Annotated in this window: 21 protein-coding genes; 5 read left to right on the top strand and 16 right to left on the bottom strand. The window is 41.6% G+C overall.

Translation table 11 applies throughout. The annotated features are described in order from the left end of the window. Positions 1 to 15: 15 nt before the first annotated feature. The 12 genes from nuoL to hexA form a co-directional block, all read right to left on the bottom strand. Complete coding sequence (nuoL, locus tag AACU95_RS08985) at positions 16 to 1,851, bottom strand: NADH-quinone oxidoreductase subunit L (RefSeq protein ID WP_113976899.1); 1,836 nt, start codon at positions 1,849 to 1,851, stop codon at positions 16 to 18. Then, positions 1,848 to 2,150: an NADH-quinone oxidoreductase subunit NuoK gene (gene nuoK / locus AACU95_RS08980; RefSeq protein WP_004243687.1), complete on the bottom strand. Its 303-nt coding sequence runs from the start codon at positions 2,148 to 2,150 to the stop codon at positions 1,848 to 1,850. Before nuoK ends, nuoL begins: the two co-directional genes overlap by 4 nt. After that, positions 2,147 to 2,680, bottom strand: coding sequence for an NADH-quinone oxidoreductase subunit J (nuoJ, locus tag AACU95_RS08975; protein WP_004243688.1), 534 nt, complete (start codon positions 2,678 to 2,680; stop codon positions 2,147 to 2,149). The genes nuoK and nuoJ overlap by 4 nt, the downstream gene beginning before the upstream one ends. A gap of 12 nt (positions 2,681 to 2,692) precedes the next feature. Next, positions 2,693 to 3,235, bottom strand: coding sequence for an NADH-quinone oxidoreductase subunit NuoI (gene nuoI / locus AACU95_RS08970; RefSeq protein WP_004243689.1), 543 nt, complete (start codon positions 3,233 to 3,235; stop codon positions 2,693 to 2,695). A 14-nt stretch (positions 3,236 to 3,249) separates the two neighbouring features. After that, positions 3,250 to 4,227, bottom strand: a complete 978-nt coding sequence (gene nuoH / locus AACU95_RS08965) for an NADH-quinone oxidoreductase subunit NuoH (RefSeq protein WP_004243690.1) — start codon at positions 4,225 to 4,227, stop codon at positions 3,250 to 3,252. After that, the gene (gene nuoG / locus AACU95_RS08960; protein WP_172767752.1) at positions 4,227 to 6,950 is read right to left on the bottom strand and encodes an NADH-quinone oxidoreductase subunit NuoG; all 2,724 of its coding nucleotides are present in this window, start codon (positions 6,948 to 6,950) and stop codon (positions 4,227 to 4,229) included. The genes nuoH and nuoG overlap by 1 nt, the downstream gene beginning before the upstream one ends. Before the next feature lie 61 nt (positions 6,951 to 7,011). Beyond that, complete coding sequence (gene nuoF / locus AACU95_RS08955) at positions 7,012 to 8,376, bottom strand: NADH-quinone oxidoreductase subunit NuoF (protein ID WP_004243692.1); 1,365 nt, start codon at positions 8,374 to 8,376, stop codon at positions 7,012 to 7,014. Continuing rightward, on the bottom strand, positions 8,373 to 8,918 hold the full coding sequence (gene nuoE, locus AACU95_RS08950) for an NADH-quinone oxidoreductase subunit NuoE (RefSeq protein ID WP_004243693.1): 546 nt from the start codon (positions 8,916 to 8,918) through the stop codon (positions 8,373 to 8,375). The genes nuoF and nuoE overlap by 4 nt, the downstream gene beginning before the upstream one ends. A gap of 2 nt (positions 8,919 to 8,920) precedes the next feature. Then, positions 8,921 to 10,717, bottom strand: coding sequence for an NADH-quinone oxidoreductase subunit C/D (gene nuoC / locus AACU95_RS08945; RefSeq protein ID WP_004243696.1), 1,797 nt, complete (start codon positions 10,715 to 10,717; stop codon positions 8,921 to 8,923). A gap of 76 nt (positions 10,718 to 10,793) precedes the next feature. Then, positions 10,794 to 11,468, bottom strand: coding sequence for a NuoB/complex I 20 kDa subunit family protein (locus AACU95_RS08940; protein ID WP_004243697.1), 675 nt, complete (start codon positions 11,466 to 11,468; stop codon positions 10,794 to 10,796). 17 nt (positions 11,469 to 11,485) lie between these two features. Beyond that, positions 11,486 to 11,938, bottom strand: a complete 453-nt coding sequence (locus AACU95_RS08935; protein WP_004243698.1) for an NADH-quinone oxidoreductase subunit A — start codon at positions 11,936 to 11,938, stop codon at positions 11,486 to 11,488. A 795-nt stretch (positions 11,939 to 12,733) separates the two neighbouring features. Further along, on the bottom strand, positions 12,734 to 13,651 hold the full coding sequence (gene hexA / locus AACU95_RS08930) for a transcriptional regulator HexA (RefSeq protein ID WP_004243703.1): 918 nt from the start codon (positions 13,649 to 13,651) through the stop codon (positions 12,734 to 12,736). Positions 13,652 to 14,493: 842 nt separating this feature from the next. Between hexA and AACU95_RS08925 the strand changes: the two genes are divergently transcribed. After that, entirely contained in the window at positions 14,494 to 15,708 is a 1,215-nt protein-coding gene (locus tag AACU95_RS08925; protein ID WP_004243704.1) for a pyridoxal phosphate-dependent aminotransferase, read from the top strand. Positions 15,709 to 15,838: 130 nt separating this feature from the next. Beyond that, the gene (yfbR, locus tag AACU95_RS08920) at positions 15,839 to 16,420 is read left to right on the top strand and encodes a 5'-deoxynucleotidase (protein ID WP_004243705.1); all 582 of its coding nucleotides are present in this window, start codon (positions 15,839 to 15,841) and stop codon (positions 16,418 to 16,420) included. 69 nt (positions 16,421 to 16,489) lie between these two features. On the opposite strand, the gene AACU95_RS08915 is transcribed toward yfbR, so the two are convergent. The 4 genes from AACU95_RS08915 to yfbV all read right to left on the bottom strand — a co-directional run bounded on the left by AACU95_RS08915 (position 16,490) and on the right by yfbV (position 20,216). Beyond that, the gene (locus tag AACU95_RS08915; RefSeq protein ID WP_012368104.1) at positions 16,490 to 18,319 is read right to left on the bottom strand and encodes an SLC13 family permease; all 1,830 of its coding nucleotides are present in this window, start codon (positions 18,317 to 18,319) and stop codon (positions 16,490 to 16,492) included. Between the two features lie 109 nt (positions 18,320 to 18,428). After that, positions 18,429 to 19,091, bottom strand: coding sequence for a sugar phosphatase (locus AACU95_RS08910; protein ID WP_012368105.1), 663 nt, complete (start codon positions 19,089 to 19,091; stop codon positions 18,429 to 18,431). A 34-nt stretch (positions 19,092 to 19,125) separates the two neighbouring features. Then, positions 19,126 to 19,620 carry a YfbU family protein gene (locus tag AACU95_RS08905; protein ID WP_023843594.1) on the bottom strand — a complete coding sequence of 165 codons (495 nt, stop codon included), beginning with the start codon at positions 19,618 to 19,620 and terminating at the stop codon, positions 19,126 to 19,128. A gap of 140 nt (positions 19,621 to 19,760) precedes the next feature. Continuing rightward, positions 19,761 to 20,216, bottom strand: coding sequence for a terminus macrodomain insulation protein YfbV (gene yfbV / locus AACU95_RS08900; protein ID WP_004243712.1), 456 nt, complete (start codon positions 20,214 to 20,216; stop codon positions 19,761 to 19,763). Positions 20,217 to 20,607: 391 nt separating this feature from the next. Between yfbV and ackA the strand changes: the two genes are divergently transcribed. The 3 genes from ackA (at position 20,608) to AACU95_RS08885 (ending at position 24,512) form a co-directional block, all read left to right on the top strand. After that, positions 20,608 to 21,810, top strand: coding sequence for an acetate kinase (gene ackA, locus AACU95_RS08895; RefSeq protein WP_004243716.1), 1,203 nt, complete (start codon positions 20,608 to 20,610; stop codon positions 21,808 to 21,810). A 77-nt stretch (positions 21,811 to 21,887) separates the two neighbouring features. Beyond that, positions 21,888 to 24,032 (top strand): phosphate acetyltransferase, encoded by a 2,145-nt coding sequence (gene pta / locus AACU95_RS08890; RefSeq protein WP_004248391.1) that lies wholly within the window; start codon positions 21,888 to 21,890, stop codon positions 24,030 to 24,032. Positions 24,033 to 24,368: 336 nt separating this feature from the next. Then, positions 24,369 to 24,512 (top strand): Hok/Gef family protein, encoded by a 144-nt coding sequence (locus tag AACU95_RS08885; RefSeq protein WP_004247166.1) that lies wholly within the window; start codon positions 24,369 to 24,371, stop codon positions 24,510 to 24,512. Positions 24,513 to 24,768: the final 256 nt, after the last annotated feature.

Here is a 24,768-nt window from a genome sequence, read left to right as displayed (position 1 = left end):
CAATGTGTCCCTTAATTAAACCAGAAGCAGCAGAGCGATAACCAGCACTGCACCTAAACCGAGAGAAGCCGCATACCAACGCGCTAATCCGTTTTCACTGAAACTCAAGCCTTTATTGGCGCCTTTAAAGAGACAACCAAAGAGATTAAAGAATTGGTTAACAGGATCATTTTGGATAAGCCATGCCGCACCTTTATAAGGTTTGACAAACAGCACCTCATACAGTGCATCAAATCCCCATGCGTGGAACCACCATGTTGAGAAGAAACGCCCTGTTTTGGTATTTGCCACCTGAGAAACAAGTTGACGCTGTTTCAGGTATAACCATGCTGCAATGGCAACGCCTACAATCGCTACCACACCAGAAAGGATTTCTAATACATACTTACCTTCATGAGTAACGGTGCTTTCTGGGAAAACATCGCCTAACGGTTGGGTAATTAACGCCCCAATAAAGGTTGATAACAACGCTAATACCGCTAATGGGAAAGTATGAGTGAAGCCTTTAACTTGGTGTGCTTCGGTTTTGGTTTCACCATGGAATACGATGAAAATTAAACGGAAGGTATAAAGTGACGTAAAGAATGCGCCAATTAAACCTGCTAACATTAAATTGAAATGTCCGTTTGCGTACGCACCCCATAAGATTTCATCTTTACTGAAGAACCCTGCTGTTAACAGTGGTAATGCCGCTAAGGCACCTCCGCCAATTAAAAAGCATGCATAAACAAATGGGATCTTCTTACGTAACCCGCCCATCTTAAAGATATTCTGTTCATGATGGCAGGCAATAATCACTGAACCTGCAGATAAGAACAGTAATGCTTTAAAGAATGCGTGAGTCATTAAGTGGAAAATTGCGCCATCCCATGCTTGAGCACCCAACGCCAAGAACATATAACCAATTTGGCTCATGGTTGAGTAAGCAAGAATACGCTTGATATCGGTTTGTACTAAAGCCGCAAAACCCGCTAATACTAATGTCACTGCACCGACGATACCGACTAATTCTAAGATATCAGGTGCCATTAAGAATAGCGCATGACTACGGGCAACTAAGTACACACCAGCGGTAACCATGGTGGCGGCGTGGATCAACGCAGAAACAGGTGTTGGACCGGCCATCGCATCCGCTAACCAAGTTTGTAATGGCAGTTGTGCTGATTTACCTACCGCACCCCCTAAGACCATTAACATTGCCCAGTTAATGATGCTTGATCCTGCGGTCAGTTGTTCAGGAGCCAGTACCGCCATTTCGCGGAAACTTAGCGTACCTAATTGATCAAACAGGATAAACATACCGATAGCTAAGAAGACATCACCAATACGGGTAACAATAAATGCTTTCATTGCTGCCGCGCCATTAGCTGGGTTGTTATAGTAGAAACCAATTAATAAGTAACTACATAAACCAACCCCTTCCCAACCCATATACATCAGCATCATATTATCAGCCAATACTAAAACAACCATACTCGCGATAAATAAGTTGGTATAAGCAAAGAAGCGAGAATATCCTTCTTCACCACGCATATACCAAGATGCATACATATGAATAAGAAAACCAACGCCAGTGATAACACCTAGCATGGTTAATGATAGGCCATCAAGCACCAACGTAAATGGGATAGTAAAGTTCCCCGCTGACATCCAAGTCCAGAGTGTTAAGGCTTCTGTTTCTTGTCCGTAAGCAAAGAAATCTATCCCCACCCAAAGTGTCACTAAAGCTGATAAACCAACAGCGCCCGTGCCAATCCATGCTGATACATTTTCAGACCAACGACCACCTGAGAATGCGAGCAGTAAAAATCCCAGCAGTGGTAGCACAAAGGTTAAATAGAGTATATTCATCCGCGCATCTCACTGACTGTATCAATATTGAGGTTTTGGCGATGACGATGAAGTTGTAATAACAATGCCAAGCCAATACTTGCCTCTGCCGCTGCCAAACTGATTGCCAGAATATACATAATCTGACCATCTGTTTGACCCCAATAGCTACCACCAACCACAAAGGCTAGCGCAGCTGAATTAATCATAATTTCGAGTCCGATCAACATAAATAACAGGTTGCGGCGAAGTACTAAGCAAGTAAAACCTAACACAAATAGTACCGCAGCCAAGATCAAACCATGTTGAAGAGGTATCATTTTGGCTCCCCTACTTTTTCGTTTTCGACGAGATCGTCATGGCTCTGATCACGACCGATGTGATAAGCAACAATTAATCCTGACAATAAGAGAACGGAGGCTAACTCAACAGCCAGAATATAAGGCCCAAATAAGCTAATACCGACTTCTTTCGCCCCAATAATCTCGCCACTAATCTCACCATGAGTGACACTACTAATTGCATAAACCAATACAATTAACAGTACCAGAGACAAAATCGCCGGCCCTATCCAAAATCTAGGCTGTAACCATTTTCTCTCTTGCTCAACGACCGATTTTCCTAAGTTAAGCATCATCACAACGAATACGAATAGCACCATAATCGCGCCGGCGTAAACGATGATCTCTAAAGCACCTGCAAAATAGGCACCTAACGAGAAGAACACCACTGAAAGGCCAATTAATGAAACAATCAGATACAGCAGCGCGTGTACCGGATTGGTATGCGTTATTACTCTCAAAGTGGCAAGGATTGAAATCAGTCCTGCAATATAAAATGCAAATTCCATGAATATCGCTCCTTACGGTAACAGGCTTTTGACATCGATAGGTTTCGCTTCATCATCTGCTTCACCTTTATCTTTGCCATTAATCGCCATACCTGTTTTACGGTAAAAGTTATATTCAGGATATTTACCAGGCCCTGAAATTAATAAATCGTCTTTTTCATAAACCAGATCTTGACGCTTAAATTCACCCATTTCGAAATCAGGGGTTAATTGTAGAGCCGTTGTTGGACATGCTTCTTCACATAAGCCACAAAAGATACAACGCGAAAAGTTGATACGGAAAAACTCAGGATACCAACGACCATCTTCATGTTCTGCTTTTTGTAATGAGATACAACCAACAGGGCACACCGCTGCGCACAAGTTACAAGCAACACAACGCTCTTCACCATCAGGATCACGGGTCAATACAATACGTCCACGATAACGCGGTGCAACATTGACAGGTTCTTCCGGGTACATCTGCGTTTCGCGTTTGGCAAAGGCGTGTAAGCCAATCATCCAAATGCTGCGTACCTGGGTGCCGAAACCAGTCACTAACTCTTTTAAAGTCATGGTTCAATCACCCCTTATTGAGCGTTGTAGAGGATCACTGCAGCAGTGACCAACAGATTGATTAAAGTTAACGGTAAGCAGATCTTCCAACCAAAAGCCATCACTTGGTCATAACGCGGACGCGGTAATGATGCACGGATCAGAATAAACATCATCATGAAGAATCCTGTTTTCAGTGCAAACCAAACGAATGACGGTAAGAAAGGACCTTGCCAACCACCGAAGAATAACGTCACTATTAAGCCAGAAACGGCAACGATACCGATATATTCACCGACAAAGAACAGACCGAATTTCATACCGGAATATTCAATGTGATAACCATCCGCCAACTCTTGCTCTGCTTCAGGTTGGTCAAAAGGATGACGGTGACAAACGGCAACGCCAGCAATCGCAAAGGTAATAAAGCCAAAGAATTGTGGGATAATGTTCCACATATGGGCTTGCGAATTGACAATATCCGTTAAGTTAAACGAACCCGCTTGTGCCACAACACCTAAAATAGAAAGTCCTAAGAAAACCTCATAACTAACTGTTTGTGCTGAAGCACGCATTGCACCTAATAACGAATATTTATTGTTACTTGACCAGCCAGCAAATAAAACGGCATACACCGCTAAACCCGCTACCATCAAGAAAAATAAAATACCGATGTTTAAATCAGCCACAACCCAGGTTGAGCTAACTGGCACAATAGCAAATGACAATAATAAGGAAGAAAAGGCAATCACTGGTGCTATGGTAAAGATAAAGCGATCAGCAAATTTTGGGATCCAGTCCTCTTTAAAGAACATTTTGATCATATCCGCAATTAACTGTGCTGAACCTGCATAACCTACACGGTTAGGCCCATAACGGTTTTGGAATAACCCCAGTAGACGACGCTCCCCCATACTCATAAAAGCACCACAAGTGACAACCACCAGCAAGATCACCACGGCTTTTAAAACAGTGAGTAAAATCTCTGTAACTTCAGGAGATAACCAGCTCATTACGCAATACCCCGCAGTTGACGAACCGATACACCCACCAGTGATGGCGAAATGCCAGCCATCCCTAACGGAAGGCCAATTTGACCTCGGGTTAAGTGAGCACTGATTTTCACAGGTAAGGTGAATTCACGACCTTCGTAAGTAAACATCGCTTGTTGACCTTGAGATAATGCTAATGCGACGGCATCAGATTCACTCACGGTTAAATAAGCGTTGTCCATACGTTGTTGGATCACTTGTGAACGTTGCGATAACTCTTCGCTACCAAACAGACGATAGTAAGGAGCTACAACCCATTGATTTTCAACTAGGTTAAAGGCTGGTGGAATATCAGTGAAATAACCTAATGTGTTATCACTACATTCGATTAAGCGTACACCCGGATCACCAAAACGTAAGCTTCCCCCGACTTCAGACTGGAACTTATTCCATGCTTGTGGTGAGTTCCAACCCGGTGCCCAAGCAAATGGAATTTGCTGGCGAGGAGCCGTTGGACTGTTGTTTCCTTCCATAGAGAAAGCAAATGGGCTATCAATATCTTTAGGTTGACGCTGTTCATGTACTGAAACATTTGCCAACATGGAAGTACGACCACTATAACGATGCGGTTCACGGGCTAATTTTTGACCACGAATACGGAATGATGCATTAGGTGCCGCATTCACAATACCGGCAAATTGCGGTAGACGCGTTGCACATAGCTCAATCACATGATCTAACTGCGTCCAGTCAAGATTACCTTCATGCCATTGTGAATCAACAGCACTTAGCCAGCGCCAGCTCTCATGCATCACCACTTCTTTGTTATAGAAAGAAGGTTCAAACACTTGGAAGTAACGTTGCGCTCTGCCCTCTTGACTCACCATAGTGCCATCACTTTCAGCAAAGGAGGAAGCAGGTAACACAAGGTGTGCTTTTTCCATGATCTCAGTTTGCTGATGGTCAATCACAATTAGGTGATCCACTTTAGCAATCGCGTCATCAATGACGTCGGCGGCAAAATGGCGATACAAGTCGTTTTCCATCACAATAGCGCTATCTGCTTGACCACTACGCATCACTTTCAATGCGTCATCCAGTGGTTTCGCTTTCATCATCGCCAGCCCCATGCTATTGGCATCATCTGCCACATAAGAGAGACCAACTTCGCTCCCCTTGGCTTTTAAGGCAAAAGCGATATTAGCAGCCGCTTTGATAACTTCTTCGCTACCCGCATGACTACCACTAATGATTAACGGTTTTTTCGCTTGCGATAAGGCTTGAACAATCATGTCAATCTGTTTATTCAACGCTTCATCTAAGCCATCAACCGCAGGGGCTTCACCATTAATATGATGGGCAATGGCAAAACCTAAACGCGCTTGTTCAACCACCGGCGCACGATAACTCCAAGCGGCAACATCATCCAGACGAGTTTCATCAACATGGGTGACAAACAGTGGATATTTCGCCCGTTGACCGATATTCATGATGGCGGCAATTTGCCAATCAGCCACTTTTTGTGCGGCTGCCATCTCACGTGCTTTACCTTTTACGGCTTGACGTACTGACAGTGCCATACGAGCACCTGTCTGTGTTAAGTCTTCACCTAACACCAGTACTGCGTCATAGTCTTCAATCTCACGGAGAGATGGAGTATAAACGCCACCTTTTTGTAAAATATCCAGCATTAAGGTCAAGCGAGCCTGCTCGGCAGCCGAAATACCACTATAGAAATTTTCAGCACCAACCACTTCACGTAAAGCAAAGTTGCTTTCAATACTGGCTCGTGGTGAGCCGATACCGACAACACGTTGCCCTTTCTTCAGCATTTCTGCAGCGGCTTGCGTTGCTTGTGCTGCACTGATTTCAAGCCAGTTACTGCCTAAACGTTTTTTAGGTTGACGAGGTCTACTCGCTAAATTGACATAACCGTAGCCAAAACGACCACGATCACAAAGGAAGTAACGGTTTACTGTACCGTTATAACGGTTTTCAATACGACGCAATTCACCATAGCGCTCACCTGGGCTGATATTGCAACCCATGCTACAACCTTGGCAAATACTAGGGGCAAACTGCATATCCCACTTACGGTTATAACGTGATGAGTGAGTTTTGTCAGTAAAGACACCCGTTGGACAAATCTCAACTAAGTTACCGGAGAATTCGCTCTCTAATGTGCCATCTTCAACCCGTCCAAAGAACACGTTGTTATGTGCACCAAAGACCCCCAGATCAGTGCCATCAGCATAATCTTTGTAGTAACGAACACAGCGGTAACAAGCAATACAGCGGTTCATTTCATGAGAAATAAACGGCCCTAACTCTTGGTTTCTATGTGTACGCTTAGTAAAGCGATAGCGACGCATAGTATGACCTGTCATAACGGTCATATCTTGAAGGTGGCAGTTCCCCCCTTCTTCACAAACAGGACAATCGTGAGGATGGTTAGTCATATACCATTCAACAACGCTTTCGCGGAATTTTTTCGCTTCTTCGTCATCAATGGAGATAAACGTGCCATCAGCCGCAGGTGTCATACAAGACATTACCAAACGACCGCGGGTATCCTCAGCATTTTGATACTGCTTAACCGCACACTGGCGGCAAGCGCCAACGCTTCCCAGCGCTGGGTGCCAGCAAAAATAAGGAATATCTAAGCCTAAATTAAGACAGGCTTCTAACAGGTTATCAGCCCCGTTAACTTCATATTCTTTGCCGTCTACATGAATCGTAGCCATAGTCAGCATGCTTCCCAAAGGCCTGCATTGCAGGCGTTAAACCTAGAATGTATCGTGAAAACTACCAGCGGCTTTTCAGCAAGTTAGGCTGAATACCACGGATAAGATTGGCATTGGTATAGTCTTCTTGAATAATGCCAGCCTCAAATTCTTCACGGAAATATTTGATTGCGCTTTGTAAAGGCTCTACTGCCCCTGGTGCGTGAGCACAGAATGTGTGCCCTGGGCTTAAAGAGCGGCAGAGGTGCTCAAGAGTCTCAATATCACCAGGACGACCTTGACCTTTTTCTATCGCGCGTAAGATTTCGACACTCCATGGCAAGCCATCACGACAAGGTGTACACCAGCCACAAGATTCACGCGCAAAGAACTCTTCCAAGTTACGGGTTAATGAAACCATGTTAATTTCATTATCTACCGCCATCGCCAACGCAGTACCTAAACGGCTACCAGCTTTGGCGATCGTGCCAAAATCCATAGGGAGATCGAGATGATCTTCTGTTAAGAAATCCGTTCCTGCACCACCGGGTTGCCAAGCTTTTAATTTCAGCCCATCACGCATCCCCCCCGCATAATCTTCTAAGATTTCACGAGCTGTAGTACCAAAAGGTAATTCCCATAAGCCTGGATATTTCACGCGACCAGAGAATCCCATTAATTTGGTACCTGCATCTGGACTTTTACCGGCGCTTAAACCGATATACCAATCTTTGCCATGCTCAATAATCGCGGGTACGTTACACAGCGTTTCAACGTTATTCACGCAGGTAGGTTTTCCCCAAGCACCGGAGGTTGCAGGGAATGGCGGTTTCGAGCGAGGGTTAGCACGACGACCTTCCAGTGAGTTGATCAGTGCTGTTTCTTCACCACAGATATAACGACCTGCTCCTGTGTGAACAAATAGCTCAAAATCGATACCAGAGCCGAAGATATTTTTGCCTAAAAAACCCGCTGCTTTGGCTTCTTCAATAGCATGACGCAGGTGCTTAGCCGCTTCAATATATTCACCACGTAGGAAAATATAACCACGATAAGCTTTCAGTGCATGCGCACCGATAATCATCCCTTCGATTAACAGATGTGGCAGTTCTTCCATTAACAGGCGGTCTTTATAGGTTCCCGGCTCCATTTCATCTGCATTACAAAGGATGTAACGGATATTCATACTTTCATCTTTTGGCATCAGGCTCCATTTCAAGCCTGTTGAGAATCCAGCACCACCACGTCCTTTTAAGCCTGCATCTTTAACTTCAGAGGTCACCTCATCAGGTGCCATGCTTTTTAATGCTTTTTCTGCCGCTTTATAACCGTTTTTTGCACGGTATTCATCCAGCCATACTGGCTGACGATCATCACGTAAGCGCCACGTTAGCGGATGCGTTTCTGCGCTACGAATAATCGGTTTTGCTCCTGAAATTGCTGTCATGGATACTGCTCCAGTAACGTTTCAATCTCTTCAGGTTTAACAAAACTGTGAGTATCGTCATCTACCATCATAGTAGGACCTTTGTCACAGTTACCTAAACAACAGGTTGGCAGTAAGGTAAAACGACCATCTGGTGTTGTTTGGCCAGGAAGGATATTGAGGTGCTTCTCAATAGCTGCCTGAATGCCTTGATAACCTGTAATATGGCAAACCACACTGTCACAAAAACGAATAATGTGACGGCCGACGGGTTGGCGGAAAATTTGACTATAAAAGGTTGCTACCCCTTCTACATCGCTAGCCGGTATACCAAGCACATCGGCAATAGCATAGATAGCACCGTCTTCAACCCAACCTCGATTTTTTTGCACTATTTTCAGCGCTTCAATCGATGCAGCACGGGGATCTTCATAGTGATGTTTTTCTTGTTCAATTTCAGCACGCTCTTCTTGCGTTAAAACAAACGTGTTTTTCTTTGAATGAGTTACATCAACGATTTCAATCTTCGCGGCATCCTCTTTATGGTTTAATTCATTTTGCATGATTAACGATCCACATCCGACATTACAAAATCGATACTTCCCAGATAGACAATCAAGTCAGAAACCAGACTACCGCGGATAACCGCTGGGATTTGTTGCAGGTGAGCAAAACTTGGCGTACGAATACGCGTACGATAGCTCATCGTGCTGCCATCACTGGTTAAATAATAGCTGTTGATCCCTTTAGTGGCTTCCACCATCTGGAATGATTCATTCGCAGGCATAACAGGGCCCCATGAAACCTGTAAGAAGTGGTTAATCATGGTTTCAATATGCTGTAATGTGCGCTCTTTTGGTGGCGGAGTCGTCAGTGGATGGTCGGCTTTAAATGGCCCTGCTGGCATATTTTTATAACACTGCTCGAGAATACGTAAGCTTTGACGTAATTCTTCGACTTTCAGCATGACACGATCGTAACAGTCACCATTGCTTGCTACTGGAATTTCAAACTCAAAGTTTTCATACCCTGAGTATGGACGCCATTTACGCACGTCAAACTCAACCCCTGTAGCACGAAGCCCGGCACCCGTTACCCCCCAATCTAACGCTTCTTTAGCGTTATAAGAGGCAACACCAATGGTACGGCCTTTTAAAATGCTGTTTTGCAAGGCGGCTTTAACGTAAGAATCCAGACGTTTTGGCATCCAATCTAAGAATTCACGTAGTAAGCGCTCCCACCCTTTTGGTAAATCGTGGGCAACACCACCGATACGGAACCATGCCGGATGCATACGGAAACCGGTGATTGCTTCCACAATATCGTAAACTTTTTGACGATCAGTAAAGGCAAAGAATACCGGTGTCATCGCACCAACATCTTGGATAAAGGTACTGATATACAGTAAATGGCTATTAATACGAAATAGCTCAGACAGCATGACACGAATGACTTTAACGCGCTCAGGTACTTCAATACCGGCAAGCTTTTCCACCGCCAGTACATAAGGCATTTCGTTAACACAACCACCAAGGTATTCAATTCGGTCGGTATAAGGAATATAACTATGCCATGATTGACGCTCGCCCATTTTCTCTGCACCACGATGGTGATAACCAACATCAGGTACACAGTTGACGATTTCTTCGCCATCAAGTTGCAAAATAATACGGAATGCACCGTGAGAAGATGGGTGATTAGGGCCGAGGTTTAAGAACATAAAGTCCTCATTCTCAGTACCGCGTTTCATTCCCCACTCTTCTGGTTTAAAGGTCAGTGATTCCATTTCCAGATCCTCTTTCTGCTTAGTCAGCACATAAGGATCAAATTCTGTCGCCCGAGCGGGATAATCTTTACGCAGTGGATGACCTTCCCAATTCGGCAACATCATAATACGGCGTAGATTAGGGTGTCCGTTAAAGACGATCCCAAACATATCCCACACTTCACGCTCATACCAATTCGAGTTCGGAAAGATAGAAGTGAGAGTCGGTAGATTAAGATCTTTTTCACTTAATGCGACTTTCAGCATGATATCTTTATTACGATCGAGTGATATCAGATGATAGAAAACGGAAAAATCAGCTGCCGGCAAGCCTTGACGATGCGTGCGTACACGCTCATCAACGCCATGCAAGTCGTACAGCATGACATATGGTTTTGGTAAAGATTTGAGGTATTGCATAACCTCAATAAGTTGTTCCCGCTTAACCCATACCACTGGCATGCCGGTACGAGTCGGCTGGAATGTAAACGCATCTGGCCCAAATTTCTGACGCAGTTCGTTAACCACCTGATCATCAATATGATCGCTGGTTTCCCACGCTGGCCGTGCGCTATTTTGCGCTATCTGATCGGTCATTTCTATTCACCACAACTTTGATCAGGGTTACTATGATCGCAACACATTGCTCTGGTTACGTCTTAGGCAAAAGCCTTTAAATTTCGTCTGGAGTACGCAGATTTTTTACTGCGATCCGCTCACCGTGTTTTCTTTCTCGTTCTGACTGCATATTGGCACGGTAAACGCCTTGGTCGCCCACCACCCAAGATAATGGGCGACGTTCTTTACCAATGGACTCTTGTAATAACATCAATGCTTGCATATAAGCTTCTGGACGAGGTGGGCATCCTGGGATATACACATCAACAGGAATGAATTTATCGACACCTTGCACTACCGAATAGATGTCATACATACCACCAGAGTTAGCGCAAGCTCCCATGGAAATAACCCACTTAGGCTCTAGCATCTGATCGTATAAACGCTGAATAACGGGCGCCATCTTTGTAAAGCAGGTTCCTGCAACCACCATAAAGTCAGCTTGACGAGGGGAAGCACGTAATACTTCAGAACCAAAACGCGCTACGTCATGGACCGCAGTAAATGACGTCACCATTTCAACGTAACAACAGGAAAGACCAAAATTATATGGCCATAAAGAGTTTTTTCTGCCCCAGTTCACAACGTCATGTAACGCATGTTCCAGTTTTCCCATATACACGCTGCGATGAACGTGAGCATCTAACGGGTCACTGACAATTTCCTGTGATTGCAGGGGATAACGGTCATTCTCACCGTTCGGATCTATGCGGGTGAGCGTATAATCCATTTTTAATGCCTCGCTTATTACTGCTGCGGATGTTTGCCGCTGGTTAATCTGACATGGCTTTTACCCGCGGTTTCACGGCGAGAGCGAACTGGTGTCCAATTTAATGCACCAATACGAACCAAATAGAATAATCCAGCTAATAAAATTGCGATAAAGACAGCTGCTTCAATAAAGCCTAACCAGCCCACTTCACGTACGGAAACGGCCCAAGCATAAAGAAACAGTGCTTCAACATCGAAAATTACGAAAAACATGGCAACTAAATAGAATTTAGCTGACATGCGCAGACGAGCGCTGCCAACGGAATCAAGGCCAGATTCATAAGGAACATGTTTAGCCCTTGCTTGTGCACGGCCGCCTAAATAGCGGGCACCCAGCAACATGAGCGAACATAACCCCAATGCGCCTATTAAGAAGACAGCAAATGCCCAATAGTGGGCGATAACTTCGGTGGTCGTAGACATACTCATTGCTTACTCATCAAAGGTGGTGTCAATTAACCAACTCTTATCCGGCGGTTTACACCACATTTATTAATACGAAAAAAAAGGTAAAACAACAGACTTGCTAATTAAATAAATGATAACAATCTATTTAAACCTTTCTTCTTTTAAGGAAAACATTGTGATAACTCACTCAGTTTTCCGTCGCTTCTTAACAAATTTAACACTCATTTTTAACACCCAATTACTGGCCAATGCTAAAACGTGTCAGTCAACCTACAAATTTTCTGCTAACACGCTTAGTCTAACCGATAATTCGATTTTACTACACCAGTATCTCAGGAAAAACCTGACTCTATATAGGCAAATGTGCCTTATTTTTTTGATCAAACTCACAAAATAGTCGAAAAAATACATAATCAGTTTAAATTTTATCCAAATTTTAACAAATTAACTTTCCAATAATGTGGAGAAGGTCAAATATCCGTTTTCATTTGACTATTTATTCCCTGAAAACCTAGACAAACCTTTTATTTGTTAACAATTTCTACAAGCGTGTAACCCATCACACCTGCATACAATTTTTTAACAAAGCGACTGAGCGGGAAAAGAGAGGTGGATCACACTGTGATATACATTAATCTCTATAAATATTAAACCAATGTGACTATTTAAAAATAAAGCATAAAAAAACGGAAACAAATGCGTTTATAGCACCTGTTTCCGTTGATTGTGATATATCACTTTATTGTTTCGTTTGACTATTTTTAACCGTTAATATGGGTTATCCAAATAATCATGATAACAAGATCGCTCTGCGCCTTACTCTAAATCTAAAGAATGCGCTTCTTCAACTGAAGTGACAGTATAAGGCGTTTTCTTATTTTCGATGGCATTGAATACCGTTAATACAGCTTCGTTTTGCTCATCAAAATTACGATATAACCAGTACTGAGTCTCAGGCAAACGAGGTAACCCTTCGCTTTCGCCTAATATACGTAAATCAGCATTTTGCATTTCTAATGGACGAGCTGTGATCCCCACTTCGGCATTTACAGCAGCACGAACCGCAGATAAAGAAGCCGCTTCATACGCAATACGCCATTGAATACCTGCGTCATCTAGTGTATTTGTTGCCAACTGACGGAATGGGTTAGTTTCGTCCATGACTACTAAAGGAATAGGCTCATTCATTTGTAATTGGAAATCAGGGGCACAATGCCACAAAACAGGCGCTGTACGTAACGCTGTGCGTGGATGATGTCCAATACGTGCAGTGGTTAATGCTAAGTCGATTTCGTGGTTATCAAGCATAGTCTCAATAAATTGAGAACGCTTAATACGCACATCAACCGCTAAACGTGGATATACTGATGCAATACGATTTAACAAAAATGGTAGTAGTGTATCGACGGAATCATCAGATGCACCAATACGTAACTCACCTTCAGCATCGCTATATGTTAATGAAGCAGTTGCATCATCATTAGCACGGAGAATTTGACGTGCATAGCCTAATAATTGTAAGCCATGCTCTGTTAACAGTTTATTACGACCATGACGGGCAAAGAGTTCTCTGCCGACTAATTGCTCTAAACGTTGCATCTGCTGACTGACTGCAGATTGAGTTCGACATACAGCGGCCGCAGCGGCTGCAAAAGTATTCAAATCTGCTACAGCAACAAACGTTCTAAGCAGATCGAGGTCGAGATTCATTATCGGACGATTTGCATTAATCATTGTTTATTCTTCACTTATTTTTGATTTTTAAATTACATATACCTGGTGTTTTTTATCAAAAGTCTAAATTGGACTTCCGATTCAGACAGTACCTTACTCTGAAAAAGAGAGCAAAGACATACTGAATACTTTACATTTGTTTGTTGTCGTTTACACCTCCTAGTTCGCAAGCAACTGCATTTTTTTGTAACAAATTAAATTTTATTATCATTCTAAGGATCTACAAGAAAGAACTGTATACCATCATTACAAGTTAGATGTAGATCATACAATGCTCTCTAGGAATACATAAATTTTAACATTTTTAAAATAATTTAAATTACCTTAACTGTGTATGCTATTTTAAGTATCCACCCTTATAAAATATATTTAAGATTTCAATTTAATTTATATAAAAACTATTTGATTGATATGAATAAAAATAGATTTAACCATATTATTTGAAAATTTAATATATTAAGTAAGATAATACAAATCCGATAAAATTATTCAATAATTGATTATGCAACATCTTATCAACGTCCCTCTCACATCTGGTTATTGTTAAAAAACGCACTAAAAACCCTCTCTTCACCAGCATAATGTTTTTGATTTTTATTCAAAATTAGAATATACCACCAGATTAAGTGATACTTTCAGTCATCAAAATAAGTTCTTTAGAATAAACTGACCTTTTACACCAAAAATTATCTAGCATCTTCAAAAGTTTGTAGTGTAAGAGTAGAGTGATAGAACAGTTAATTTGCTGGGACAGCCTTTTCATTTATATCTTTCCGAGATGTGTATGAGAAATATAAATGTCGCTATGTAGATAAAGTCATACCCGATTAGGTAAACGTGCTATGAATCAAATAAAAAAATCAAGTAAACTCGACCATGTTTGTTATGACATTCGAGGACCGGTTTTGCAAGAAGCAAAACGTCTGGAAGAAGAAGGCAATAAAGTATTAAAACTCAATATTGGTAACCCAGCACCTTTCGGTTTTGAAGCGCCAGATGAAATCTTAGTAGATGTTATTCGTAACCTACCTAGCTCTCAAGGCTATAGCGACTCTAAAGGGCTTTTTTCAGCACGTAAAGCCATCATGCAACATTACCAAGCCCGTGATATGCGTGATGTAACTGTTGAAGATATCTATATTGGTAACGGTGTTTCAGAGCTTATCGTACAAGCTATGCAAGCATTATTAAATGATGGCGATGAAATGCTAGTTCCAGCGCCTGATTACCCATTATGGACCGCTGCAGTTTCTCTTTCTGGGGGTAATGCTGTTCATTATATGTGTGATGAGCAACAAGGTTGGTTTCCTGATTTAGATGATATCCGTCGTAAAATCTCCCCCAGAACGCGCGGTATTGTGATTATAAACCCTAACAATCCAACCGGCGCGGTATATAGCAAAGAGATTTTGCTGGAAATTGTTGAAATTGCCCGTCAACACAATTTGATTATTTTTGCTGACGAAATTTATGACAAAATTCTTTATGATGATGCCCAACATCACTCTATCGCCGCAATGGCACCTGATTTATTAACTGTTACCTTTAACGGTTTATCAAAAACCTATCGCGTCGCAGGATTCCGCCAAGGTTGGATGGTACTTAATGGCCCGAAAAAACAAGCAAAAGGCTATATTGAAGGCTTAAATATGCTGGCATCTATGCGCTTATGTGCCAACGTGCCGATGCAACACGCGATCCAAACGGCATTGGGTGGCTATCAAAGTATCAGTGAATTTATTCTACCTGGAGGCCGTTTATACGAGCAACGCAACCGCGCATGGGAGCTTATCAATCAAATCCCAGGGGTTTCTTGCGTTAAACCAATGGGAGCGTTGTATATGTTCCCTAAAATAGACTTAAATCGTTATAGTATTAAAGATGACCAAAAAATGATCCTCGATTTACTATTACAAGAAAAAGTCTTATTAGTGCAAGGTACTGCATTTAACTGGCCTCACCCTGATCATTTCCGTATTGTGACACTCCCTCGTGAGAATGATTTAGAGATGGCGATTCAAAAATTCGGTCGTTTTATTGTCGGCTACCATCAATAGTTATTAATAAAGATAAAACGCAATATCACTGAGGTTATATTGCGTTTTTTTATTTTCTTACTGATCACCGTTTACATCTAGTGTCTATCCACTCACAATAATCTCTTCAATCACGCTATTGGGAGATATTATGAGTTACTTTTTTGCCCACCTTTCTCGTTTAAAGCTAATTACACGCTGGCCTCTGATGCGTAATATTCGCCAAGAAAATGTCTCTGAGCATAGTTTACAAGTGGCTTTTGTTGCCCATGCATTAGCGGTGATTAAAAATCGTAAATTTGATGGCAATGTCAACGCCGAGCGTATTGCACTACAAGCAATGTATCATGATGCCAGTGAGGTTATCACCGGTGATATGCCAACTCCTATTAAATACCACAATCCACAAATTGCTCATGAATATAAAAAAATAGAAAAATATGCTCAGCAAAAATTGATTGAAATGTTACCCGAAGAGTTACAAGAAGATTTTCGCCCTCTTATCGATGAGCAATTACATAGTGAGGAAGAAACGTTTATTGTCAAACAAGCTGATAGTTTATGTGCCTATTTAAAATGCCTTGAAGAGTTAGCTGCGGGTAATAGCGAATTTAATTTGGCCAAAAATCGTTTAGAAAAAACGTTAGCAGAAAGACATAGCCCTGAGATGGACTATTTTATGAAAGTGTTTGTACCAGGCTTTAGTTTATCCCTAGATGAGATCAGTGAATAAGTAGCAAAAACGCCGTTTAGCCGTTTATAATAAATGAAACTAAACGGCGTTTTTACAAAAGATAACCGATTAAAATGGGAATAATAGCGGTATTAAGAAAACGCTAATCAACATCACAATGATGGTAAAAGGCACCCCTATTTTAATAAAATCAGCAAATTTATAACCACCAGGCTCAAGGATCAGGGTATTAACCGGGGATGATACAGGTGTCATAAACGCCGCCGATGCAGCAACACCAATAACCATTGCAAAAGGTAACGGAGAGACATTCATTTGATGAGCTGCTGCTATTGCAATCGGTGCCATTAACACCGCCGTTGCCGTATTAGAGATAAATAAACCAATAGTGGCACAAAGTACAAATAAACAGACTAACATAACCTGTGGCCCTGCATTCCCTGCTACATCCATAAGTCCATTAACGATAAGCTCGATGCCCCCAGTTTTTTGCAATGCAGCCGCAAAAGGCATCATCCCGACAATCAAGATAATACTTGGCCAATGAATAGAACGATAAGCACTTTCCATATCTATACAGCGAAATTTTCCCATCAATAAGCAAGCAATTAACGCGGCAATAAAGTTAGGTACTTCATTGGTCACCATTAATGCAACCATTAATGCTAATGAAAAAAGTGCATGTGGTGCTTGCGATGAGGCCGGTGCAACAGTATCAATTTCAGCCGCTAAATTTAATACAATAAAATTACGCGGTTTTGTCGAAAGTATACGAATTAATTTCCAATCACCAATAACCAGTAACACATCTCCCAGACGTAATGGCTCATCAACAATTTTCCCCGGTAAAGCACTCCCTTCACGGCGAATAGCCACAACGTTTAGCCCATAACGTGTACGGAATTTGATTTCTCTTAATGATTTTCCTAATAATTCTGAGTCAGGGTTCATAGAGACTTCTGCTAATCCCACATCACGAGATTGCTCAGAAAAATACTCTCCACGTAACACCATCGGCTCTAACATTTGTTCACGACAGAACTCTCGTAAATCTACCTCACTTGCTGACATATCCACTAATAGGACATCTCGCTCTCTTAATTCAGTGCCTCCTGTCGCACTGACCATAACACGCCGAAAACGCCTCCAGCGTTCAATACCGACAACGTTTGCTCCATAGCGAGAGCGTAAATGTAATTCATCTAGAGAGTGACCAATCAGTGGTGAACCTTTACGTATGGCTAAGCGACGTGCACGCCCTGCTAATTGGTAATCACGGATAAGATCACGAAAAGTACGACGATAAACCTCTTTTTGCTTACCCCCTTCACTTGAACCTAACCAACGACGTACCACCAGCATATATAACACACCCGCAACTAATACAGCGATCCCTATTGGGGTAATAGAGAAAAACTGAAAACTGGGTAGCCCTTCCCTAACTAATTCACTATTAACCACCATATTAGGCGGTGTCGCAACTAGGGTCATTAAACCACTAATTAACCCCGCAAAGCCAAGAGGCATCATTAATCGACTGGGAGAAGTTTTCATCCGTGCCGCCACACTGAGCACCACAGGAATAAAAATAGCCACCACCCCTGTCGAGCTCATAAAAGCCCCTAAACTTGCAACACAGATCATTAATAGCACCAGCATTTTTACTTCACTACTACCCGCAACTCGTACTAGCCAATCTCCCATTTGATATGCCACACCTGTTCTTACTAATCCTTCCCCAATAACAAAAAGGGCCGCAATCAGTAATACGTTCGGATCGCTAAATCCTACCGTGGCTTCATTTAATGAGAGTGTGCCGCTAAGAACAAAAGCGACGATGACAAGTAAAGCGACCACATCCATGCGGATTTTGTTGGTCGTAAAAAGGACAATAGCTATCAATAGCAGGCTTAAAACCCATAATAATTCGCTATTCAAAATGGCCTCGATCAGCAATAAGTGAAAACAGATTAATACGTCAATTCACTGCATTGATAAGTAGACCATTTTTACCAATATAAATCTCGTTATATGATCAAATAAATGATTAACATTTATGCTTAATAACGACTTGCTGATTTTCTTTGTCAATTTGTAAATCATTTAATGAATCAATGATTAAATCAATTTCATTACGACGAGGAAGGGAAATCGGAGCATGTACGGCAATAACCTGACACCCGGCATCTAAACCAGAATAAATACCTGCAGCAGCATCTTCAAAAACCACACACTCTTCGGGAGCCAAGCCTAATTTTTTTGCCCCTAAAAGATAAGGCTCAGGGTTGGGTTTCCCTTGAGTGATACATTCTGCCGTCACCCAATGTTTAGGCTCAGGAATACCTGTAACTGACTGACGAGTAGAGGCAATTGGTACTGTGCCTGAGGTGACAATTGCCCAAGGGATCGCTAAGTCGTTTAAGCGATTAATGAGTTCGATAGCCCCCGGAAGAGGGGCTAATCCTTCTGTTTGTGTCGCTTCTAACTTTTCTAGCCAACGAAAAGTCTCTTCAATCTGTGCTTGCGTAGCATTAGGCATAAAATGGCGAATCGACTCAATGGCCGGCTTTCCATGGATATAGTTATTAATTTCTTGTGTTGATACCCCTACTCGCTCACCAAATAGTGCCCAACAGTATTCAACAACAGGCAATGAATCAACTAATGTACCATCTAAATCAAAAAGAAAGCCTTTACAGGTGATTGTCATATTTTATGCCTACCTTATCGTGATGCGTTAATAATTACGCATTCAGTATTTGTTGGATCTCAACACTGCTTAGGTGATATTGACGTGGACAGGCTAACCAAACAGCCAGCATTCTTTGGTATTTCTCCCACATAGGCGTTTGAGAGTTAAAACCATGACTACCACTATCAAAATGCGTATATCGCCCTTCAGTATTGACCATAAAGCGTACATAGCTAAGATAACGAGATTCTGTTGCTGCATCAAAGCCCATAAATGCCACTCGACGAGCATCCGGCATTTCTGGTGATTTTAAATTTTCTCGAGAAACTTGCAATGCATGGTACATTTCCATGATGTTAATAATGGTTCGGCAGGTCTCTTCTGACATCTCATCAAAATCGCGGTCTAATTCACGTAATTGTAATCCATAACCACGTTCAATAATTGTCTGATAGCGACGATAACGTTCAGCGTTATCAGGATCCATCATAGTCATCATTTTATATTGATTAGAGAGGATCAAGCGTTGTGCGTGTGTCATTTCCATCATTAATTCTCCAAAGAAATTATTGAAGAGAGCATGGCATTAATCAAAACACTTGAGTAGTGCTAACAACACGTTTTTTGATCTAAACAGGGGTAATTTTAATCCATTAAATAACCTATGAAGAAGGTAGAACAAATGTTCTACACATCATCAAGAAAAGAGCGATCAAGTTGCTTAAAAGCACGTTTAAGCAAATGCGCTAATGAGAGATAGGTTGGCGTCTTTTCTACTGGGGCTAATGCTATACCCGCTTGCTCAAATTTTTCACGAATTTCATAAAACCAATTGAGTAACACAGCGGGTAATGGCGTTGCAGCGCGTTTTCCTAACCACCATAATCCTTGCATTGGCAGGCTACAGGCAAAAAGTGCAGTAGTGATCGCCGGCCCTAAATCGCCACCTAATGCAATTTGCCAGGTTAATGTAAAAATAGCGATAGGAGGCATATAACGTATGCCAAAACGCGTTGCTTTTATCATTCTATTTTCAGGAAAAACTGGGGCTAATTGCTTCTCAACCGGCCAGGTTTTTAGATACTCGTTCCCTAGGCGTAACTTTTTGAAGAAACCTGGGGGAGTCACTGTCGGTTCGTTCATAATGACCTCAATCAATTTTTTCTATAACTTTTAAAAAACATCTATAAAGAATAAAAATCTTTTAGTAGAATTAAGTATATTTTGTCTTTGTTGCCTTTACTCTGTATCCTGTGCTCATTCTAAAGGTTTGTGGCAATAAAGCGCTATATTTTGTTTGCCGGCGTGATTTTCAACCCTTTTCGCCGATTTTCGGGCAAAAATTTTGGGGTGAATAAAAATCGTCCAATTGATGATTGGCAACTATAATTAGCATCAAGTTTTTTACCCTAAGCATGATGCGTATCATTAATGTCATCATAGTAATGCGATAGGCTTTTATGAGTGACGTTTTATTAACCATCGTCTTTATAATATAAAAGACACTACGACAACAAGATAAATAGGTAATTCCATGTCAAGTAAGCTGGTGCTGGTACTGAACTGCGGTAGTTCTTCTCTTAAGTTTGCAATTATTAACCCAGAAAATGGTGAAGAATTCCTTTCAGGCTTGGCTGAGTGCTTCAACCTTCCTGAAGCCCGCCTGAAGTGGAAAATGGATGGTCAGAAACATGAAGCGGCTTTAGGCGCTGGTGCTGCCCACAGCGAAGCATTAAACTTTATTGTTAATACTATTCTGGCTGAAAAACCAGAACTTTCACAACAAATCGCAGCAATTGGTCATCGTATTGTTCACGGTGGCGAGAAATTTACTAAATCTGTCGTCATTACTGACGAAGTCATCAAAGGTATTGAGGCGGCTATTCCATTTGCCCCATTACATAACCCAGCTCACCTTATTGGTATTGAAGAAGCGCGTAAAGCCTTCCCTCATTTAATTAATAAAATGGTGGCAGTATTTGACACTGCATTCCACCAAACAATGCCAGAAGAAGCTTATCTGTATGCTCTGCCATACAGCTTATATAAAGATCACAGCATCCGCCGTTACGGTGCTCACGGAACTAGCCATTTCTTTGTTTCCCGTGAAGCAGCTAAAATGTTAAATAAACCTGTTGATGAACTGAACGTAATCACTTGCCATTTAGGTAATGGTGGTTCTGTTTCTGCTATTGTTAACGGTAAATGTGTTGATACTTCTATGGGTTTAACACCATTAGAAGGTTTAGTCATGGGTACTCGTAGTGGTGATATCGATCCTGCTATCGTGTTCCATTTACATGACACTTTAGGTATGAGCGTTGAAGATATTAATAAACTGCTCACTAAAGAATCTGGTTTATTAGGTTTAACGGAAGTTACTAGTGACTGCCGTTATGTTGAAGATAACTACGAAACAAAAGCTGATGCTAAACGTGCAATGGACGTTTACTGCCATCGCTTAGCGAAATACATCGGTTCTTATTGTGCACTGATGGAAGGTCGTTTAGATGCCATTATCTTCACTGGTGGTATCGGTGAAAATGCAGCAATGGTTCGTGAATTATCACTGAAAAAACTCGCTCTATTAGGTTTTGAAGTTGATCATCAGCGTAACTTAGATGCACGTTTCGGTAAATCAGGCACCATCACTACCGATAACAGCCGTCTTGCTGTTGTTATCCCAACTAACGAAGAGTTAGTTATCGCTCAGGATGCTAGCCGCCTGACCGCTTAAGTTTTTTGATGTACTGCCAGTGTTATGCTGGCAGTACTGTTTCACATAACGAGCAACCGATATTTAAAGAGGTTTCCGTGTCCCGTACAATTATGCTAGTCCCAACTGATACACGCGTAGGTTTAACCAGCGTCAGCTTGGGTGTAATCCGTTCTATGGAACAAAAAGGCGTTCGCCTTAGTGTATTCAAACCTATCGCACAGCCTCGTGTTAAAGGCGCATTAGATCAAACCACTGCGATTATCCGCTCTCACTCCACAATTCAATCCGCAGAACCTTTAAATATGGATTACGTTGAGTCATTACTCAGCTCCAATAAAAAAGATGTTCTGATGGAAGAAATTGTTGCTAGATATCACGAAAATACTGCTGATGCAGAAGTTGTACTGATTGAAGGCTTAGTGCCAATGCGTAAGCACCCTTTTGCACAATCTTTAAACTATGAGATTGCCAAAACATTAGGTGCTGAAATTGTTTTCGTTACTGCATTAGGCAACAACACCGCTGAGCAGTTAAAAGAGCGCATTGAATTTGCTCGTGCTGAATTTGGTGGTGTAAAAAATCAAAATATCACAGGTGTGATTGTTAATAAATTAAATGCCCCTGTGGATGATCAAGGTCGTACTCGCCCTGATTTATCAGAAATTTTTGATGACTCAAGCAAAGCGATTATCTCTAATGTCGATTTAAATACCATCGAAAAAAATAGCCCACTTCCTTTATTGGGTTGCATTCCATGGAACTTCGATTTAATCGCTACTCGTGCTACAGATATGGCAAAACACTTAAATGCGACTATCATCAATAAGGGTGATATTGAAACTCGTCGTATTAAGTCTGTGACTTTCTGTGCTCGTAGTATTCCACATATGTTAGAGCATTTCCGCCCAGGTTCATTGCTTGTCACTTCTGCCGATCGCCCAGATGTTTTAGTTTCAGCATGTCTTGCTGCAATGAATGGCGTTGAAATCGGTGCTATCTTACTCACAGGTGGTTACCAAATCGATGCACCAATTAAACAATTGTGTGAGCGTGCATTTGAGACTGGTCTACCTATCTTTATGGTTAATTCAAACACTTGGCAGACTTCATTAAATCTGCAAAGCTTTAGCTTAGAAGTGCCAGCAGATGACCATGAGCGTATCGAAAAAATTCAGAACTATGTTGCTCAACATATCAATAACCAATGGATTGATTCACTGACAGCAAACTCTGAACGTCCTAATCGTTTATCACCACCAGCATTCCGTTATCAATTAACGGAATTAGCTCGTAAGGCGAAAAAACGCATCGTATTACCTGAAGGTGATGAACCTCGTACCGTTAAAGCCGCGTCTATTTGTGCTGAACGTGGTATCGCAACCTGTGTACTATTAGGTGATCCTGAAGAAATTCGTCGTGTTGCTGCGGCACAAGGTGTTGAATTAGGTACAGGTATTGAACTCATCAATCCTAAAGAAGTACGTGAAATTTATGTACCTCGCTTAGTTGAACTGCGTAAAAACAAAGGTATGACAGAAGTTGTTGCTCGTGAACAGTTAGAAGATAACGTTGTTCTCGGTACCTTAATGTTAGAAAAAGGCGTCGTTGATGGTCTTGTTTCTGGCGCTGTTCATACAACCGCTAACACTATTCGCCCACCACTACAGTTAATTAAAACTGCACCCGGTAGCTCATTAGTGTCTTCTGTGTTCTTTATGCTATTACCAGAACAAGTCTATGTTTATGGTGACTGCGCAATTAACCCAGATCCAACCGCAGAACAACTGGCTGAAATCGCTATTCAATCTGCAGACTCAGCAAAAGCGTTTGGTATCGACCCACGCGTTGCGATGATCTCTTACTCTACAGGTAACTCAGGTGCTGGCAGTGACGTTGAAAAAGTGCGAGAAGCAACTCGTTTAGCACAAGAAAAACGTCCAGATCTGATTATTGATGGTCCTTTACAATACGATGCGGCTGTAATGGCTGACGTTGCTAAATCTAAAGCACCAAACTCACCTGTTGCGGGTAAAGCAACTGTGTTTATCTTCCCTGATCTAAACACCGGTAACACTACCTATAAAGCAGTACAACGTTCAGCAGACTTGGTTTCCATTGGACCAATGTTACAAGGTATGCGTAAACCTGTTAACGACCTTTCTCGTGGCGCGTTAGTCGATGATATCGTCTACACTGTTGCATTAACTGCAATTCAAGCAAGCCAACAAGAAAATGCCTAATTATTGAATTCACTTCAATAAATTATAAAAACGCCAGATTATCACTGGCGTTTTTTTATAATGGTTGATAAATCAAAGAACGCATTACAAACCCCTCTTATAAAACAAAATAACCCATTGATTTAATAAATCTTTTTAGCTTTGTTTTGCCAAAATAAACAGAGACACACGGCTATTTTCTGTTAGTATACAGGCGAGTACTTGGATCATTTTGGTTCAAGCATTTGCAAGGACCAAAAAGACGAAAGCCCCGAATTCTATTTACATAAAATTCGAGGCAGTCTCAAGCCATCAACAACTTGATTCTGTCTCCTTTAACAAGGAGTGTCAAGAGAAATGACTAAGCTTGCCCTTATTGGGCTGATTACTGTATGTATTACAGTTTTGTGTTTTACCCTACTGAGACATGAAAGATTGTGCTCTTTTAATATCAGTAGTGGTAACACCCTAGTTCAAGCGAATTTATCTTGCGATAAATAGCTTTGTGGGGGAATTTTCCCCCACAATTTCTCACCCAATGTTGTTGCGCCTTGTGTTCACAAGCACCCTACTTTAAATAATCATATCACTTGCGTTCAATATATATCACGGACGTTTTTAAATAGATCACAAATCAAACAACGCATTATAAACCCCACTAATAAAACAAAATAACTCATTGATTTAATAAATTTTTTTAGCTTTATTTTGGCAAAATAAACAGAGACACACGGCTATTTTCTGTTAGTATACAGGC

The sequence above is a fragment of the Proteus sp. G4415 genome (assembly GCF_963896075.1).
In the GTDB taxonomy this organism is placed as follows: domain Bacteria; phylum Pseudomonadota; class Gammaproteobacteria; order Enterobacterales; family Enterobacteriaceae; genus Proteus; species Proteus mirabilis.
This window is presented reverse-complemented; position numbering and strand designations above follow the sequence as displayed.

Bases quoted from the DNA above. Each gene is read 5' to 3' on its own strand.
- nuoL (WP_113976899.1), bottom strand. From the start codon at position 1,851: ATGAATATACTCTATTTAACCTTTGTGCTACCACTGCTGGGATTTTTA.
- nuoK (WP_004243687.1), bottom strand. From the start codon at position 2,150: ATGATACCTCTTCAACATGGTTTGATCTTGGCTGCGGTACTATTTGTG.
- nuoJ (WP_004243688.1), bottom strand. From the start codon at position 2,680: ATGGAATTTGCATTTTATATTGCAGGACTGATTTCAATCCTTGCCACT.
- nuoI (WP_004243689.1), bottom strand. From the start codon at position 3,235: ATGACTTTAAAAGAGTTAGTGACTGGTTTCGGCACCCAGGTACGCAGC.
- nuoH (WP_004243690.1), bottom strand. From the start codon at position 4,227: ATGAGCTGGTTATCTCCTGAAGTTACAGAGATTTTACTCACTGTTTTA.
- nuoG (WP_172767752.1), bottom strand. From the start codon at position 6,950: ATGGCTACGATTCATGTAGACGGCAAAGAATATGAAGTTAACGGGGCT.
- nuoF (WP_004243692.1), bottom strand. From the start codon at position 8,376: ATGACAGCAATTTCAGGAGCAAAACCGATTATTCGTAGCGCAGAAACG.
- nuoE (WP_004243693.1), bottom strand. From the start codon at position 8,918: ATGCAAAATGAATTAAACCATAAAGAGGATGCCGCGAAGATTGAAATC.
- nuoC (WP_004243696.1), bottom strand. From the start codon at position 10,717: ATGACCGATCAGATAGCGCAAAATAGCGCACGGCCAGCGTGGGAAACC.
- AACU95_RS08940 (WP_004243697.1), bottom strand. From the start codon at position 11,468: ATGGATTATACGCTCACCCGCATAGATCCGAACGGTGAGAATGACCGT.
- AACU95_RS08935 (WP_004243698.1), bottom strand. From the start codon at position 11,938: ATGAGTATGTCTACGACCACCGAAGTTATCGCCCACTATTGGGCATTT.
- hexA (WP_004243703.1), bottom strand. From the start codon at position 13,651: ATGATTAATGCAAATCGTCCGATAATGAATCTCGACCTCGATCTGCTT.
- AACU95_RS08925 (WP_004243704.1), top strand. From the start codon at position 14,494: ATGAATCAAATAAAAAAATCAAGTAAACTCGACCATGTTTGTTATGAC.
- yfbR (WP_004243705.1), top strand. From the start codon at position 15,839: ATGAGTTACTTTTTTGCCCACCTTTCTCGTTTAAAGCTAATTACACGC.
- AACU95_RS08910 (WP_012368105.1), bottom strand. From the start codon at position 19,091: ATGACAATCACCTGTAAAGGCTTTCTTTTTGATTTAGATGGTACATTA.
- AACU95_RS08905 (WP_023843594.1), bottom strand. From the start codon at position 19,620: ATGGAAATGACACACGCACAACGCTTGATCCTCTCTAATCAATATAAA.
- yfbV (WP_004243712.1), bottom strand. From the start codon at position 20,216: ATGAACGAACCGACAGTGACTCCCCCAGGTTTCTTCAAAAAGTTACGC.
- ackA (WP_004243716.1), top strand. From the start codon at position 20,608: ATGTCAAGTAAGCTGGTGCTGGTACTGAACTGCGGTAGTTCTTCTCTT.
- AACU95_RS08885 (WP_004247166.1), top strand. From the start codon at position 24,369: ATGACTAAGCTTGCCCTTATTGGGCTGATTACTGTATGTATTACAGTT.